The sequence below is a fragment of the Micromonospora palomenae genome, assembly GCF_007829925.1.
Classification (GTDB): Bacteria; Actinomycetota; Actinomycetes; order Mycobacteriales; family Micromonosporaceae; genus Micromonospora; species Micromonospora purpureochromogenes.
Genome location: NZ_VIXA01000001.1, coordinates 1,747,353 through 1,763,767 on the forward strand (window position 1 = coordinate 1,747,353; position 16,415 = coordinate 1,763,767).

Genomic DNA, 16,415 nt, shown 5'->3' on the forward strand with positions numbered 1-16,415 from the left:
TTCAGCGGGCGGGCAGCGGCTGGGCGGGCCGTTGTTTGAGCTGCTGGTGCAGGGTGATCCCCTGCGGGCTGGCGTCGGAGCGGACCACCTCGCCGGTCTCCAGCACCTGCTTGAACCGGCGCAGGTCGTCGCGGATCTGCTGCTCCGGCTCCTCGCCGAAGAGCTTCGCCACCGCGCGGCCGAGCCGCCCGGCGGGCGGGGCGTACCCCAGTTCCACCCGGACCTCGGTGCCCCGGTCGCCGGGGGCCGGCACGAAGCGGACCCGGCCGGCGTTGGGCACCTGGGCGCCGGGCAGCGATCGCCAGGCGATCAGTTCGTCGGGACGGTCCTCGACGATCTCGGCGTCCCAGCCGACCAGCCGGCCGGCGGGGCCGCGTGCGGTCCAGTGCGAGCGGCGCAGGTCCTCGGCGCGGACGGACTCCAGGTGGGCCATGAAGCGGGGCAGGTTCTCCAGGTCCCGCCAGAACCGGTACGCCTCCGACGCCGGCCGGTTGACGGTGACGCCGACCTCCATGAGGATCAGCCGTTCCCGGGCCCGGCGGGCCCGACCGGCGCGGACGGCGGCGAGCAGGTCGACGACGGCGATGCCGGCGACGACGGCGGTGGTCAGGGCGACCCGCCGACGCCGCTCGCCGCACCGGTCGGCCAGCGCCCGGCCGAGCAGGGTCAGGTCGGCCGCGTCCCCGGCCACCCGGGTCCAGGCCCAGCCGCCGGGGCGACGCCCGGTGAGCAGCCCGGCGGCGTGGCCCAGTTCCCGGGCGGCCACCGCCGGAATGACACCCACCGCGTGCGGGGAGTCGTCCACCCCGGTCAGCCGGGCCACCGCGCGAGGGGCGAGCAGGCCGCCCGCGCCGAGGGCGAGACTGACCACGCCCAGCAGCCGGGGCAGCCCGGTACCCCGGCCCTTGCCTTCCAACTCGTCCAGCACCGTCGGTTCGGTCCTGTCCACGTCCGCACCACCGTCGCTCGGCCCGTGACCGCCCACGGGGCGGCCCGGCGGCCGGAAGCCGCCACGCCTGACGCTATGCCCACCAATCGCCCCAAGAACCCGAATCAGCCCGAAACCCGGACGGATCTCCGAGTCGCCCGGCGGTCGGCGGCGCTCCAGACACCGCCGGATGTGGCACGATCTGGTATGTGACCAGCAGATCTCCCGAGGCGCAGCGCCTGAGCGACCTCGCGCGGCTGCGCCGGGTCCGCGACCGGATCGACCGGGAGTACGCGCAGCCGCTGGACGTCGAGGCGCTCGCCCGCGGCGCGAACATGTCGGCCGGGCACCTCAGCCGCCAGTTCCGGCAGGCCTACGGCGAATCGCCGTACTCCTACCTGATGACGCGTCGTATCGAGCGCGCCATGGCGCTGCTGCGTCGTGGCGACCTCAGCGTCACCGAGGTCTGCTTCGCGGTCGGCTGCTCGTCGCTGGGCACCTTCAGCACCCGCTTCACCGAGCTGGTCGGTGTGCCGCCGAGCACCTATCGGGCCGAGCAGGCTCGCGCGACGGCGGAGATGCCGCCGTGCATCTCGAAACAGGTGACCAGACCGATCAGGAATCGAGAAGCACGGGTCACGTAGCCGCAACTAGCGTGACCGCCATGAACGTCAGCAGTCACCACGCGTTCCTCCCGCACACCGACGCGGACGCCGCCCTGGCCTTCCGCGACCTGACGGGCAACCTCATCCGGATCGACGAGCTGCGCTGAGCCGTCCGGCTGCCGGCGCGAGGCGACCGAGCTGCCCGACCGCGAGCTGATGCGCGACGACCCCCGACCGGTGTGACGCCTCGCCCGGACGCGCCGGTTGGCCGAGACCACCGGGGCACCACCGGCCGGAGCAGCCTGGATACCGTGGTTCCTGCGCCGAGCGCGACGCCGACGGAGCCCGCGGAGCGGCCCCGCCACACAGATGGAGACACGATGAGCATGGCCACGAGGACGGACCCGCGGTCGCCCGCGCCGCACGTTGCCGACAGCCACGATCTGATCCGCGTGCAGGGCGCGCGCGAGAACAATCTCAAGGACGTCAGCATCGAGATCCCGAAGCGCCGGCTGACGGTGTTCACCGGCGTCTCCGGCTCGGGCAAGAGCTCGCTGGTGTTCGGCACGATCGCCGCGGAGTCGCAGCGGATGATCAACGAGACCTACAGCGCCTTCCTGCAGGGCTTCATGCCGACGCTGGCGCGGCCCGAGGTCGACGTGCTCGACGGGCTGACGACCGCGATCATCGTCGACCAGGAGCGGATGGGCGCCAACGTCCGTTCCACGGTCGGCACCGCCACCGACGCCAACGCGATGCTGCGGATCGTCTTCAGCCGGCTCGGCCAGCCGCACATCGGATCGCCCCAGGCGTTCTCCTTCAACGTCGCCTCGATCAGCGGTGCGGGGGCGGTCACCCTCGAGCGCGGCGGGAAGACCGTCAAGGAGCGGCGCAGCTTCGCCATCACCGGCGGCATGTGCCCGCGCTGCGAGGGCATGGGTTCGGTCACCGACTTCGACCTGTCCGCGCTGTACGACGACAGCCTGTCGCTCAACGAGGGCGCGCTCACCATCCCCGGCTACAGCATGGACGGCTGGTTCGGTCGCATCTTCCGCGGCTGCGGCTTCTTCGACCCCGACAAGCCGATCCGCAGGTACACCAAGCGGGAACTGCACGACCTGCTCTACAAGGAGCCGACCAAGATCAAGATCGAAGGGATCAACCTGACGTACGAGGGGCTGATCCCGAAGATCCAGAAGTCGTTCCTGTCCAAGGACGTCGACGCGCTGCAGCCGCACATCCGCGCCTTCGTGGAGCGGGCGGTGACCTTCACGACCTGCCCCGAGTGCGACGGCACCCGGCTCAGCAAAGAGGCCCGGTCGTCGAAGATCCAGGGGAAGAACATCGCCGACGTCTGCGCGATGCAGATCAGCGACCTGGCCGACTGGGTCCGCGGACTCGACGAGCCGTCGGTGGCCCCGCTGCTCGCCGGGCTGCAACACCTCCTCGACTCGTTCGTGGAGATCGGGCTGGGCTACCTCTCGCTCGACCGGCCCTCGGGCACGCTGTCGGGCGGCGAGGCGCAGCGCACCAAGATGATCCGCCACCTCGGCTCCTCGCTCACCGACGTCACCTACGTCTTCGACGAGCCCACCGTCGGGCTGCACCCGCACGACATCCAGAAGATGAACGACCTGCTGCTGCGGCTGCGTGACAAGGGCAACACGGTGCTGGTCGTGGAGCACAAGCCGGAGACCATCGCGATCGCCGACCACGTCGTCGACCTCGGCCCCGGCGCCGGCACGGCGGGCGGCACGGTCTGCTTCGAGGGCACCGTCGAGGGGCTGCGGACCAGCGACACCATCACCGGCCGCCACTTCGACGACCGGGCCGCCCTCAAGGAGACGGTGCGCACGCCCACCGGCACCCTGGAGATCCGCGGCGCCGCCACCCACAACCTCCAGAACGTCGACGTCGACATCCCGCTCGGGGTGCTCACCGTGGTGACCGGCGTCGCCGGCTCCGGCAAGAGCTCCCTGATCCACGGCTCGGTGTCCGGCCGGGACGGTGTGGTCTCGGTCGACCAGACCGCCATCCGCGGGTCCCGGCGGAGCAACCCGGCGACGTACACCGGACTGCTCGAGCCGATCCGCAAGGCGTTCGCGAAGGCCAACGGCGTGAAGCCGGCGCTGTTCAGCCCCAACTCCGAGGGCGCCTGCCCCACCTGCAACGGCGCCGGCGTCATCTACACCGACCTGGCGATGATGGCCGGGGTCGCCACCGTCTGCGAGCAGTGCGAGGGGAAGCGATTCCAGGCGTCGGTGCTCGAATACCACCTCGGCGGCCGCGACATCAGCGAGGTGCTCGCGATGTCGGTGACCGAGGCCGAGGAGTTCTTCGGCGCCGGCGAGGCGCGGATCCCCGCGGCCCACGCGATCCTGCAGCGGCTCGCCGACGTCGGGCTCGGCTACCTCAGCCTCGGCCAGCCGCTCACCACGCTCTCCGGCGGCGAGCGGCAGCGGCTCAAGCTGGCCACCCGGATGGCCGAGAAGGGCGGCGTCTACGTCCTGGACGAGCCGACCAGCGGCCTGCACCTCGCCGACGTCGAGCACCTGCTCGGCCTGCTCGACCGGCTCGTCGACTCCGGCAAGTCGGTCATCGTCATCGAGCACCACCAGGCCGTCATGGCGCACGCCGACTGGATCATCGACCTCGGTCCGGGCGCCGGCCACGACGGCGGCCGGGTCGTCTTCGAGGGCACCCCCGCCGACCTCGTCGCCGCCCGCTCCACCCTCACCGGCGAGCACCTCGCCGCCTACGTCGGCGCCTGACCGCGCCGCCACCCTGTCGGACGCATCCGGTTGACGGCGGCGGGGCCGAGGTGATCTCGGCCCCGCCGCCGGCCGTCCGGACGTGGCGCAGCGGCTCGGTCCCAGGCGGGCTGCCCGCTCCGGGACTCCAGCGCCGCGCCGACGGCACCCTCCCAGGTCACCGGGTCAGGCCGACCAGCGTCGCCAGACGCGCTACGCCGGCCGGCGCCGGGTGGCCCCGGGCCATCTCGGCGATCACCGTACGCGTCGCCCGCCGACACCGGACCTCAGCCGGTGCGATCCGGTCCGCGTCCATCAGCACGCGTGCGACCCCGGGCGCATCACCGATCTGGAGGTACGCCCGCGCGGCGTCCAGCTCGGGCGCTGCTTCTGTCAGTGGTCGTGTCAGGGGCGTGTCAGGCAGGTGACAGGGCGGCCGCCGATGGTGGTCGCATGACAAGTTCAGCGATTGAGGTTTCCGGGCTACGAAAGGCTTTCGGGGACAAGGTCGTCCTCGACGGCATCGATCTGGATGTTCGTGCGGGCACAGTCTTCTCCCTGCTCGGTCCGAACGGGGCGGGCAAGACGACGACGGTGAACGTGCTGACCACGTTGATGAAGGCCGACGGTGGCACGGTACGGGTTGCCGGGCATGACGTCGCGACCGAGACCAAGGCGGTGCGTGCGGCAATCGGGGTCACCGGTCAGTTCGCGGCAGTCGATGAGCTGCTGACGGGGCAGGAGAACCTGCAGCTGATGGCAGATCTGAAGCGGATGGGCTCCGGCGACGGCAGGCGGGTTGTCACGGAGTTGCTGGAGCGGTTCGATCTGGTGGAGTCGGCGCAGAAGCCGGTGTCGACCTACTCCGGGGGTATGCGCCGGAAGCTGGATCTGGCGATGACGCTGGTCGGCAAGCCGCGGATCATCTTCCTGGACGAGCCGACGACCGGACTGGATCCGCGCAGCCGCCGCACCATGTGGGAGATCGTCCGCGAGTTGGTGGCCGATGGGGTGACCATCTTCCTCACCACGCAGTACCTCGAGGAAGCCGATCAGCTCGCCGACCGGATCGCGGTACTCCACCAGGGCCGCCTGGTTGCGCAGGGCACTGCCGACGACCTCAAGCGCCAGGTCCCCGGCAGTCATGTCCGGCTTCGGTTCACCGACGTCGCCGAACTCGACGCCGCCGCGCGCGTCCTCACCGACGCCACGCGCGACGACGAGGCACTGGCCCTGCGGGTTCCCGGCGACGGTGGGACGAGATCGCTGCGGGCCCTGCTGGACCGGCTCGACGAGTACTCGATCAGCGCCGAAGAGCTCTCCGTCCACACACCGGACCTCGATGACGTCTTCCTCGCCCTGACGGGCCACACCCACACCCACACCACGGAGGTGGTCGCGAAATGAGCACCAAGTCCCATGCGATGGTCATGCTGCGTCGCAACTTCAAGCACATCGCCCGGAATCCGACCTCGGTGTTCAACGCGGTCCTGATGCCGATCGTGATCATGTTGATGTTCGTCTACATGTTCGGAGCCGCCTTCAACGTCGGTGTCGACTACATCGACTACGCGACGCCGGGACTGATGCTGCTGGCCGTCTGCTACGGGCTGGGGGCCACCGCGACGTCGGTGAACTCCGACATGACGAAGGGCATCATCAACCGGTTCAAGGTCATGGACGTCTCCCGAGGTGCGGTGTTGACCGGTCACGTCATCGCCAGTCTGCTGACCAATCTGGTCGCCATCGGGGCGCTCATCGGGGTGGCCTTCCTGCTGGGATTCGACCCGTCGGCGAGTTCCCTGGACTGGCTCGGCGTGGTCGGCATCGTCGTGCTGCTCGGTCTCGCGGCCGGCTGGCTCACGGTCGCCCTGGGACTGGCGGCGAAGTCTCCGGAGACGGCGGGTCTGGCCTCCGTGCCGCTGGTCATGCTGCCGTTCTTCAGCAGCGCGATCGTGCCGGCGGAGAAGATGGGGCCGGGCCTGCGGCAGTTCGCGGAGTACCAGCCCTTCACGCCGATCATCGAAACCATGCGCGGGTTGCTCAACGGCGCACCGTCCTCCACTGACGCGATCACCGCCATCGCCTGGTGCGTCGGCATCGCTCTGGTCGGCTACCTGTGGGCGCGTTCCACCTTCACGAAGCGCGCGTGACCTTCCGGGCGATGGCCTTCGGAGGACCGTGCTCGGGCTGACCCCGAAGCCGCCAGCGACGAACTGACCCGGCGCGCGCTCGCCGCCGACGAGCGCGCGCCGTGGGCGTGCGAACCGATGCTTCACCGGCTGGGGCGGCTGAGCCGCCCACCAACTGATCACGTATGAGACAAGAGGAGAGGCGTCATGCCTACATTCGCCACGCCAGGACCCATCGTCGCCACCGTTGTCGTCGCCGGTGCTCGGGTGCGGGTCACCGCGAGCGACCGGACCGACACCATGGTGCTGGTCGAACCCATCAACAAGGCGAGCCAGTCGGACGTCAAGGTGGCCGACAAGACCAAGGTCGACTTCGCCGGCGATCAGTTGTCGGTCAAGACGACCGCCTCCGGGGACAAGAACGGCTCGGTCGCCATCACGATCGACCTGCCCGCCGGCTCCAGCCTGGTTTCCTACCTGGCGCACTCGGACGTGCACGCTGACGGCGCATTGGGAGAGTGCGAGCTGCACATGGCATCCGGTCGGGTCCAGCTCGATCGCATCAACGCGCTGCAGGCGAACATCGCGGCCGGTGAGGTCACGATCGGCCACATCGCCGAGCGCGCCACCATCGACGGCAGCACCTTCGCACTGCGGATCAGCGAGGTCAAGGACACCGTCAAGCTCTCGAGCGCCGGCGGGCTGATCTGGATCGGCCACGCATCGGCCGACCTCGACCTCAGCAGTGGCAGCGGCGGTTTCGACATCGACCGCGCCGACGGCAGCGTCACCGCCAAGACAGGCAACGGCGCCATTCGGATCGGCCGGTTGACCCGCGGTCAGGCGGAGCTGGCGAACCACTCAGGAAACATCGAGGTCGGCATCGGCGAGGGCACCGCTGCCCGGGTTGACGCCAACAGCAAGCGAGGGTCGGTGCGCAACTCCGTACCGCCTGAGGAAAACCCTGACACGTCCGACAACCAGCTCACGGTTCACGCCCGCACGCGGCACGGCGACATCACCATCCAACGCGCCGCAAGCTGAGGGGCGCTTGCCGCGTTCAGGAGGCGAGCGTGACCGTGACCAACTGAGTCCAGCTCGTCTGCGTGCCTTCCCGAGCCGCCTCGGCGAACCGTGTGTCGCCGAGGCGGCTCCGCGCGGCCTGCTCGATCCGGGCCACATCCGGGTGGGCACGGTCCGGTAGTCCGCGCACGCCGGTGCTCGCCGCGAGCAGCCGCGCGGCCTGCTCGTACTCTTCGCTGCGTAGTGCCAGGTCCGCGATCCCGACGAGGATCTGCGCGATCAGGGGTGCGTGCCCCGCCTCGGAGGCCGCCTGGCAGGCCGCCGCGTGGTGCGTGCGGGCCTCGCTGAGGTCGTCGGCAAGGTGGCCGAGCAGGTCGTGTTTCACCGCGCGGATGTTCGCCTGCTCCGCGTCGTTGCCCAGCATGGTCGTCGCGACGCCGAGTTGCTGGTACGCCTCCTCGGCGTCGCCGCGCCAGCGGGCGAGTTCCGCCTTCGAGAGGGCCAGTTCGGCCAGGGCATCCGGCCAGGTGACCCGTTCCGCGCACCGTTGCGCCTCGGCCATGGCAGCCGCGCTGGAGTCCTTGTCGCCCAGCAGCCAGTACAGCTGAGCCTGTCGCGACCGCATGCGGATGACATCCTCGATGGCACCGACTTCGGTGACGACCGCGATCGCCTGTTCGTAGTGCGCGCAGGCACGGGCGAACTCGCCGCGCACGGCGATTCGGTCCGCCAGCTCGGCCAGGGCGATCGAGATCCCGAACCGTTCGCCGATCGCGCGGAACTCGGCGAGCGCCGTCTCGAGATACGCATCCGCATCCCGCCCGCCCTGGCCGACCATGATCCGCATCTTGCCGAGATGGAACCGGGCCAGGGCGCGTACCCAGGGGTCCTCGTCGTCCAGCAATGGTTCCCACGCGGACAGGAACGCGTCCGGCGCCCGCAACATGCGTTCCAGCGGGACGACCAGTCCCAGCAGCGGATTACGGGACTGACTGCGCTGGCTGAACCGGTATGCCTTGTGGATCCACTCCTCCGCATGGTGTTCGTCGCCCCGCCCGGCGCTCACGAACAGCACAACGAGCGCGTACACGCTGGCCCGGATCTCATCGGCCACCTCGCCGGGCGTGTCGGTGGCCGCGATGATCAGCTCGATGCCTTCGGCCTTGTGCCCGCTGAGCCACCAGTACCAGCCGGCACCGGCCGCGAGCCGCATCGCCGCGTTCGCCTCGCCGGCCGCGAGCGCACCACGCATCGCCGAACTGATGTTGTCGTGCTCGACACCGAGCGTGGCGAGCCATTCCAACTGCTCGGCGCGGCGGAGATGCGGGTCCGCGGTCTCGGCGAGTTCGGTGAAGTAGGCGAGATGCGCACGGCGCGCCAGGTCCGATTCCCCCGCCTCCGCGAGCCGGTGCCCGGCGTACTCCTTGATCGTGCCGAGCATCCGGTAGCGCGGTGCGCTGTCGCGATCGGCGACCACCAGCGACTTCTCGGTCAGCGACGTGAGCAACTCGAGCACCTGCTCCTGCTCGACCGCGTCGCCGGCGCAGACCCGCTCGGCCGCTTCCAGGCTCGCCCCGCCCGAGAACACCGAGAGCCTGCGCAGGACCGTCCGTTCGGCGTCGGTGAGCAACTCCCAGCTCCAGTCGACCACCGCGCGCAGCGTCCTGTGCCGCGGCAACGCGGTACGGCTACCGCTGGTCAGCAGGCGGAACCGGTCGTCGAGCCGGTGGGCGAGCTGGTCGATGGACATGGTGCGCAACCTGGCCGCGGCCAGTTCGATCGCCAGCGGCATCCCGTCCAGCGCCCGGCAGACGCGCGCCATCGTCGACACCGTCCGGGCGTCGACCGCGAGATCCTTGCGCACCGCGCCCGCCCGGTCCCGCAGCAACCGGACGGCCGGCGCGGACTCGATCTCGCCGGGGCTGGCGTTCCCCTCCGGCAGGGCCAGAGGCTCGACCAGCCACAGCGCCTCACCGGTGATGCCGAGCGGTTCCCTGCTCGTCGCCAGGATCCGCAGCCGCTGGCACTCCCCGAGCACACGATGGGCGAACGTCGCCGCCGACTCGATCACGTGCTCACAGTTGTCCAGGATCAGCAGCGCCTCGCGCTCGCGGATCGCGGCGATGAGCCGGTCCGTCGGCTCCGCGTTCGGTGCCTCGCCGAGCAGAGCATCCCGCAGGCCGAGCCCGGCGAGCGTGGACTGCGCCACGTCACCGTCGGCGCAGATGGGTGCGAGCTCCACCAGCCAGGCCCCGTCCGGCAGGTCGCCGAGCAGCGTGCGCGCGGTTTCCGTGGCCAGCCTGGTCTTCCCCGAGCCGCCCGGCCCGATCAGGGTGGTGAGCCGATGCTCGGCGACAAGTTCGCGGACCGCGGCGACATCGGCGTCCTTGCCGACGAAGCTGGTCAGCTCGGCACGCAGGTTGGTCTTCCGGTTCTCCTCCCGCCGTCCCAACTCGCCCCGCAGCAGCGCGACGTGCAACGCCGACAGCTCCGGTGCGGGGTCGACCCCCAGCGTGTCGGCCAGGGTTTCTCTGGTGCGCTGGTACACGAGCAGCGCCTCACTGCCCCGACCGGCCGCCACGAGGGCACGCATCAGCGCGGCGACAAGCCGTTCTCGCACCGGATGCGCGGCCACCAGGTCGGTCAGTTCGGTGACCAGCTCCGCGCCGTGGCCGAGGTCGACCTCCGCATCGAACCGATCCTCCAAGGCCCTCAGGCGCAGCCCCTCGAGCCGGGTGACCGCCGCGTCGAACGCCGCACTGCCCTGCAGACCGACGTCCTGCAGGGCCGCACCGCGCCACAGGGCGAGGGCCTCGCGCAGCAGCCGTACCCGCCGTGGCGCGTCGTCATTGCGGACCTGACCCGCGGTGACGAGGCGTTCGAACCGCACGGCGTCGACGGCGTCGGGTTCCACCGTCAACCGGTAGCCGTCCGGCTGCCCCTCGACCGATCCTGCCGGCAGCGCCTTACGCAGCCGGGAAACCAGACGGTGCAGGGCGTTCGTCGCGTCGGCGGGCGGGTGTTCACCCCAGATCCAGTCGACGAGCGTCGCCTTCGGGACCACCCGACCAGGTTCGAGCGCGAGAGCGATCAACAGCCCGCGCAGCCGCGCGCCCGGCACGTCGGCGAGGGCGCCGTCGTCCGTGCGAACCTCGAACGATCCGAGCATCCCGATCTGCACGCAGCAGATCCTGCCACGGGCCGCCGGCCTCAGAGCGCCACGATCGCCGCCGTCTCCGCCGGCAGATCCCCTCGAATGCCGGCGGGAGGGGTTGGCGGCTGCGATCGTCGCCGGCATCGCCAGCCGTTCCCTGCCCAGCGCGCGCAGCGCCAGCCCGATCGACACGGTCGCCGTGGCCGCCGACGCCGGGTCACCACCCGCCACGGTCACCACCCGGTCGGCGGCCAACCACCCGAGGTCGGTCTCGCCCAGCAGCACCACCGGGTCGACCCGCAGCGCCTCGGTAACTATCTCGTCAACTGTCCCGCCGCCACGGCCGGTCCGGCCCTCGGGTGAACCGCAGGGCCCTGCTCGACAGCGGCGCGGCGGTGACCACAATCCTCACTCTCGGTGACGAGCCCGAAAACACGGACAGGGCGCGGCGCCGATGGGTTGGTCGCCCGCAGCCAGCGGCCGGCGCGACGTGTCGTCGCCGCCATGACCATCGGCGCCGCAGCGGCGGCCGCCGACGGTGCATCCCAGGTCACTCGGAACACGGCGTGACCTTGGATTCCACCCGGATCATACGGCCCGCCCCTCAGGAGGGCCGGGCGGTGATGAGCCGCGCACCTGCGGACCTGCGGCTCGGTGGAGGCGCACTACGGAATTAATTGAGATACTCAATACTTGACGCTTCAAGCTCTTCGTCGGTAACTTACGGTGAGCGGGGCCTGGTAGACGCTGGCCGCCGCAGGTCCGGGGCAGGTTGCCCCGCCGAAGCGACATCTGGCCCGCCGCTCGCCGCGTGCTGGCGGATCCGCAAATCCTTCCGGTCGAAATGGGGTTCTTCATGAACAACGTCTTGCTGCGTGACCTCGCCGTGCTCTTCACGCGTGTCGCCCTCGGTGTCATCTTCATCGCCCACGGATGGCAGAAGCTCACCGAATGGGGCCTCGACGGCACGGCTGCGGCATTCGACCAGCTGGGTGTCCCGCTGCCGATGGCGAGCGCCTGGTTTGCGGCGCTTGTCGAACTCGTTGGTGGTGTCGCCCTGGTGGTCGGGCTCGCGGTACCCGTGTCGGCACTGCTCCTCGCGCTCGACATGCTCGGCGCCCTCCTCATCGTCCACCTCGGCAACGGGGTCTTCGTGAGTGCCAACGGGTACGAGCTTGTGCTCGCGCTCGGCGCAACGGCTCTCCTGCTCGCCGCGGTCGGCGCAGGACGTTTCAGCCTGGACCGGCTCATCGCGCCCCGGCTGTCCCGCGGCGCGGACCGTCGGGCTCCCGAGCCCGCTGCGGCCTGAGCGTGCACGACCTGCTTCGTGGGTGAGGCGCGCGACTGCTCCGCGCCTCACCCACGACAGCACCCCTTGGCGTGGGCGGCAGATTCAGGGATACGAGCGGCAGCCAAGCTCTGCGGCTGCCGCTCGTATCCGCGCAGGTGCGCGGTACGCGGTACGCAGGGCCGAGCCGACCCACCTCAGCACTCACCTTCGGTCGGGGTGGCCGGATTCGAACCGACGACCTCTTCGTCCCGACACGTCGGCGAGCGGGTCAGACGCGGCTGATTCAAGGTCAAACGGCCTGCTGAGGTGCGACTCGGGCCGGTTTGGCTGGCGCGGTTGCTTCACCTCGCCGCTGTACGGCCAACGGCAGGCAGGCCACCTGCTCGGCCTCGTTGGTGACGGTACGGCCGGTCCGATGTGGCTCCTAACGCACCGACGTCCGCCTACGGCCCGACGTCGCCGGCTTCAGAGCGCCACGATCGCCGCCGTCTCCGCCGGCAGCTCGATTCCGTCCCGCATCACCGTGACCCCGGTCCCGGTGGCCAGCAGCACAGTGCGCACCACCCCCGGCAGGTTGATCCGCTGCGCCTTCCCGGCGAGGTTCGCCACCACGAGGTGCTCGCCCCGGCGCATCAGCAGGAAGCGGTCGCCGTGGCGTACCTCGACCCGGTCCAGCCGGGGGTCGGACAGGTCGGGGCGGCTCTTGCGCAGCGCGATCAGCCGGCGGTGGAACTCGTACATCTCCCGGTGCTCGGGCTTGTCCAGCTCGGCCCAGTCCAGCCGGGAGCGCAGGAAGGTCTGCGGGTCCTGCGGGTCGGGCACGTCGCCCGGGGGCCAGCCGTGCGCGGCGAACTCGCGGCGGCGGCCGGTGGCCACGGCGGTGGCCAGCTCCGGCTCGGGGTGACTGGTGAAGAACTGCCAGGGGGTGCTGGCCGCCCACTCCTCCCCCATGAACAGCATCGGGGTGAACGGCGCGGTCATCAGCAGCACCGCGCCGACCCGCAGCAGCGCCGGAGAGAGGCTGGCGGAGATCCGGTCGCCGGTGGCCCGGTTGCCGATCTGGTCGTGGTTCTGCAGGTACGCCACGAAGCGGTGCCCCGGGGTCCGCTGCCGGTCCACCGGCCGCCCGTGGCTGCGGTTGCGGAAGCTGGACCAGGTGCCGGCGTGGAAGAACGCGCCGCTCAGCACGTCGGTCAGGCACTCCAGCGAGCCGAAGTCGCCGTAGTAGCCCTGCCGCTCCCCGGTGAGCAGGGTGTGCAGGGCGTGGTGGGCGTCGTCGTTCCACTGGGCGTGCAGGCCGAAGCCGCCGCCCTCGCGCGGGGTGATCAGCTTCGGGTCGTTGAGGTCGGACTCGGCGATCAGCGACAGCGGCCGGCCCAGGTGGGTCGAGAGTGCCTCCACCTCGGTGGCCACCTGCTCCAGGAGGTGGGTGGCCCGGGAGTCGGGCATGGCGTGCACGGCGTCCAGCCGCAGCCCGTCGACGTGGTAGTCACGCAGCCACATCAGCACGCTGTCGACGATGTAGCGGCGTACCCCGTCGGAGTGCGGGCCGTCCAGGTTGACGGTGCGGCCCCAGGTGTTGCTCTGCTCGGTGAGGTACGGCGCGAACATCGGCGCGTAGGCCCCGGAGGGCCCGAAATGGTTGTAGACGACGTCGAGGATCACCCCCAGCCCCTTGGCGTGGGCGGCGTCGACCAGCCGTTTCAGCCCGTCCGGGCCACCGTAGGGCTGGTGCGGGGCATACCAGCAGACCCCGTCGTAGCCCCAGTTGTACTCGCCGTTGAAGGCGTTGACCGGCAGCAGCTCGATCATGTCGACGCCGAGGTCGACCAGGTGGTCCAGCCGGCCGATCGCCGCGTCGAAGGTGCCCTCGGGGGTGAAGGTGCCGACGTGCAGCTCGTACAGGACGCTGCCCGGTAGCTGCCGGCCGGTCCAGTCCTGGTCGGTCCAGCGGAAGGCGCTGTGGTCGTAGAGCCGGCTGGGCCCGTGCACGCCGGCGGGCTGCCAGGCCGAGCGGGGGTCGGGCAGGGCCCGCTCGTCGTCGTCGAGCAGGAACGCGTAGTCGGTGCCCGGCCCGGCGTCGGGGACCTCGAAGCGCCACCAGCCGTCGGGGCCGGAGCGCATGTCGTGGTCGGCCACGCCGGGCAGGCGCAGCCGGACCCGTGCGGCCTCGGGAGCCCACACCGTGAACTCGGTCATGCGGCAGCCTCCACGGAGTCGGTGGGAGCCAGCAGGGCGACGGGATAGGTGCTCAGCAGATCATCCAGGAGCAGCTCAGACCCACTGTAGACCCGACCGGTGAACACGTCCGTAACACTGTTGCCGGAAATCGAAAGGGTGGTCCCCCGCCAGCCGCCCGAGCGGACCAGCCCCAGCGGGAGGCGGGTGGCCACCGCGACCGCGCCGCCCCGGTCGAAGGCGACCGCGTGCGCACCCGCCGGCCCGGCTGCGGCGACCGGCCGGTAGGTGGTGAACAGCTCCGGGCGGTCGCGGCGCAGCCGCAGGGTCCGGGAGACCACCAGCATTTTCGCCGCGCCGTCGGCGGCGACCGCCGGCCGCCGGCCGCCGTCGAGCCGGGCCAGCAGGTCCCGGCGGACGGCGAAGTCGACCGGGCGGCGGTTGTCCGGGTCGACCAGGCTGTTCTCCCACAGCTCGGTGCCCTGGTAGGTGTCCGGCACGCCGGGCATGGCGAGCTGCACCAGCTTCTGCCCGAGGGAGTTGGACCAGCCGGCCGGGGTGATCTCGTCGGCGAAGGCGGTGATCTCGGCGCGCAGTTCCGGGTCGTCGTACATCCGGTCGACCAGGGCGTGCAGCTCGCGCTCGAAGGCCAGGTCGGGGTCGGCCCAGCTGGTGGAGACCGACGCCTCCCGGGCGGCCTTCTCCACGTACGCGTGCAGCCGCTCGCGCTCGACGGGCCAGGCGCCGACGGCGGTCTGCCAGAGCAGGTGGGCGAAGGCCGGGTCGGCCAGCGGCGCGCGGGACATCCAGTCCTGCACCCGCTCGGCCCACCGCCCGGGCAGTTCCGACAGGACGGCGAGCCGGGCCCGGACGTCCTCGCCGCGCTTGGTGTCGTGGGTGGAGAGCGTGGTCATACCGGCCGGCCAGCGGACCTGCCGGGCGGCGGCGGCGCGGTGGAACTCCGCCGGCGGCACGCCGAAGTGCGCCGGTGAGCCGCCGACCTCGTTGAGTGCGACGAACCGGCTCCACCGGTAGTAGGCGGTGTCCTCCACCCCCTTGGCCATCACCGCGCCGGACAGCTGCGGGAACCGCTTCGCCAGCTCGTGCTCCGGGTCGCGCAGGCGGGCGGTGACCGCGTCCAGGGTGGCGGTCAGGTCGGGGCGGCGGCGCCCCGCCTCCGCGCGGGCCACGGCCAGGTGCCGGGCGCCAACGGGCGGGTAGCCGCGGTAGACCGGGAAGCAGGCGGCCAGCTCGGCGAGGGCCTCCCGGGTGGCCTGCGGGTCCAGTTCCGGGGCGAGGGCGGCCAGCCGGGTCAGCTCGGCGGCGAGCAGTCGGGTGGCGGCGGCCAGCTTGGTGTCGTGGGTCAGGTCCTGCCAGGAGGTGTGCCGGCCGTTCAGCCGGGCGTCCAGGGCGGTGAAGTCACCCTCGGCGCGCGGGTCGACGAAGAGCCCGCACACCGCCGCGAGGGCGTCGTAGCCGGTGGTCCCGTCGACGGGCCAGTCGGGCAGCTCCTCGCCGTACTCCAGGATCTTCTCCACCACCAGCCACGCGTCTGCGGCGGCGGCGCGCAGCCGGGCCAGGTAGCCGGCGGGGTCGCGCAGGCCGTCGGGGTGGTCGACCCGGATGCCGTCCAGTTCCCCGGCCGCCGCCCACCGCAGCACCTCCGCGTGGGTGGCGTCGAAGACCGCCGGGTCCTCCACCCGCAGCCCGGCCAGGTCGGAGACGGCGAAGAACCGACGGTACGTCAGCTCGCTGTCCCCACGCCGCCAGGAGACGAGCTCATAGTGCTGCCGGCCGTGCACCTCGCGCGGATTGCCCTCGGCGGTGCCGTCGGCGATCGGGAAGCGGTGCTCGTGGTAGCGCAGTTCCCCGTCGACGACCTTGAGGTCGTCGAGGGCGTCGGGGGTGTCGGCGAGCACCGGCAGCAGCAGCCGGCCCCGGTCCCAGTCGATGTCGAACCAGTCCGCGTAGGCCGAGGACCGGCCCCGGCGCAGCACGTCCCACCAGGCCGGGTTGGCGGCCGGCTGGGCCACCCCGGCGTGGTTGGGCACGATGTCGACGACCAGGCCGAGCCCGGCCGCGCGCAGCGCCCGGACCAGCCGCCGCCGACCGGCCTCGCCGCCGAGTTCCGGGTTGACCGCCCGGTGGTCGACCACGTCGTAGCCGTGCGCGGAGCCGGGGGTGGCGGTCAGCAGGGGTGCGCTGTAGAGGTGGGTGACGCCGAGGTCGGCGAGGTAGCCGGCCAGGCCGGCGGTGGCGTCGAGGTCGAAGCCGGGCCGCACCTGGACGCGGTAGGTCGACCCCACCCGCGTCGTCGGTGCCGCCGTCGGGTCGGGTCGAGGGGTGTCGGGCAT

General features: G+C 71.4%; 10 protein-coding genes. 6 read left to right on the forward strand and 4 right to left on the reverse strand.

Annotation, left to right across the window (positions count from 1 at the left end; all coding sequences use genetic code 11):
• Position 1: 1 nt before the first annotated feature.
• Entirely contained in the window at positions 2-949 is a 948-nt protein-coding gene (locus FHX75_RS07895; protein ID WP_154937634.1) for an SRPBCC family protein, read from the reverse strand.
• 188 nt (positions 950-1,137) lie between these two features.
• Between FHX75_RS07895 and FHX75_RS07900 the strand changes: the two genes are divergently transcribed.
• The 5 genes from FHX75_RS07900 to FHX75_RS07930 all read left to right on the forward strand — a co-directional run bounded on the left by FHX75_RS07900 (position 1,138) and on the right by FHX75_RS07930 (position 7,459).
• A complete protein-coding gene (locus tag FHX75_RS07900) occupies positions 1,138-1,572 on the forward strand; it encodes a helix-turn-helix transcriptional regulator (RefSeq protein WP_154937637.1) in 435 nt (144 codons plus the stop codon).
• Between the two features lie 341 nt (positions 1,573-1,913).
• Complete coding sequence (locus tag FHX75_RS07910) at positions 1,914-4,304, forward strand: ATP-binding cassette domain-containing protein (protein ID WP_154937640.1); 2,391 nt, start codon at positions 1,914-1,916, stop codon at positions 4,302-4,304.
• A 432-nt stretch (positions 4,305-4,736) separates the two neighbouring features.
• Positions 4,737-5,690, forward strand: a complete 954-nt coding sequence (locus FHX75_RS07920) for an ATP-binding cassette domain-containing protein (protein WP_154937645.1) — start codon at positions 4,737-4,739, stop codon at positions 5,688-5,690.
• On the forward strand, positions 5,687-6,436 hold the full coding sequence (locus tag FHX75_RS07925) for an ABC transporter permease (protein WP_154937648.1): 750 nt from the start codon (positions 5,687-5,689) through the stop codon (positions 6,434-6,436). Before FHX75_RS07920 ends, FHX75_RS07925 begins: the two co-directional genes overlap by 4 nt.
• Positions 6,437-6,622: 186 nt before the next feature.
• On the forward strand, positions 6,623-7,459 hold the full coding sequence (locus tag FHX75_RS07930; protein ID WP_154937650.1) for a DUF4097 family beta strand repeat-containing protein: 837 nt from the start codon (positions 6,623-6,625) through the stop codon (positions 7,457-7,459).
• Between the two features lie 16 nt (positions 7,460-7,475).
• Here FHX75_RS07930 and FHX75_RS07935 read toward each other — a convergent pair whose 3' ends face one another.
• Positions 7,476-10,619, reverse strand: coding sequence for an ATP-binding protein (locus FHX75_RS07935; protein WP_154938920.1), 3,144 nt, complete (start codon positions 10,617-10,619; stop codon positions 7,476-7,478).
• Between the two features lie 784 nt (positions 10,620-11,403).
• On the opposite strand from FHX75_RS07935, the gene FHX75_RS07940 reads away from it, so the two are divergent.
• Positions 11,404-11,901, forward strand: coding sequence for a DoxX family protein (locus FHX75_RS07940; RefSeq protein ID WP_211364361.1), 498 nt, complete (start codon positions 11,404-11,406; stop codon positions 11,899-11,901).
• A gap of 447 nt (positions 11,902-12,348) precedes the next feature.
• On the opposite strand, the gene treZ is transcribed toward FHX75_RS07940, so the two are convergent.
• Complete coding sequence (gene treZ, locus FHX75_RS07945) at positions 12,349-14,082, reverse strand: malto-oligosyltrehalose trehalohydrolase (RefSeq protein WP_154937653.1); 1,734 nt, start codon at positions 14,080-14,082, stop codon at positions 12,349-12,351.
• Positions 14,079-16,415: a malto-oligosyltrehalose synthase gene (gene treY / locus FHX75_RS07950; RefSeq protein WP_154937656.1), complete on the reverse strand. Its 2,337-nt coding sequence runs from the start codon at positions 16,413-16,415 to the stop codon at positions 14,079-14,081. Before treY ends, treZ begins: the two co-directional genes overlap by 4 nt.

Bases quoted from the DNA above. Each gene is read 5' to 3' on its own strand.
- FHX75_RS07930 (WP_154937650.1), top strand. From the start codon at position 6,623: ATGCCTACATTCGCCACGCCAGGACCCATCGTCGCCACCGTTGTCGTC.
- FHX75_RS07910 (WP_154937640.1), top strand. From the start codon at position 1,914: ATGAGCATGGCCACGAGGACGGACCCGCGGTCGCCCGCGCCGCACGTT.
- treY (WP_154937656.1), bottom strand. From the start codon at position 16,415: ATGCCCGACACCCCTCGACCCGACCCGACGGCGGCACCGACGACGCGG.
- treZ (WP_154937653.1), bottom strand. From the start codon at position 14,082: ATGACCGAGTTCACGGTGTGGGCTCCCGAGGCCGCACGGGTCCGGCTG.
- FHX75_RS07920 (WP_154937645.1), top strand. From the start codon at position 4,737: ATGACAAGTTCAGCGATTGAGGTTTCCGGGCTACGAAAGGCTTTCGGG.
- FHX75_RS07925 (WP_154937648.1), top strand. From the start codon at position 5,687: ATGAGCACCAAGTCCCATGCGATGGTCATGCTGCGTCGCAACTTCAAG.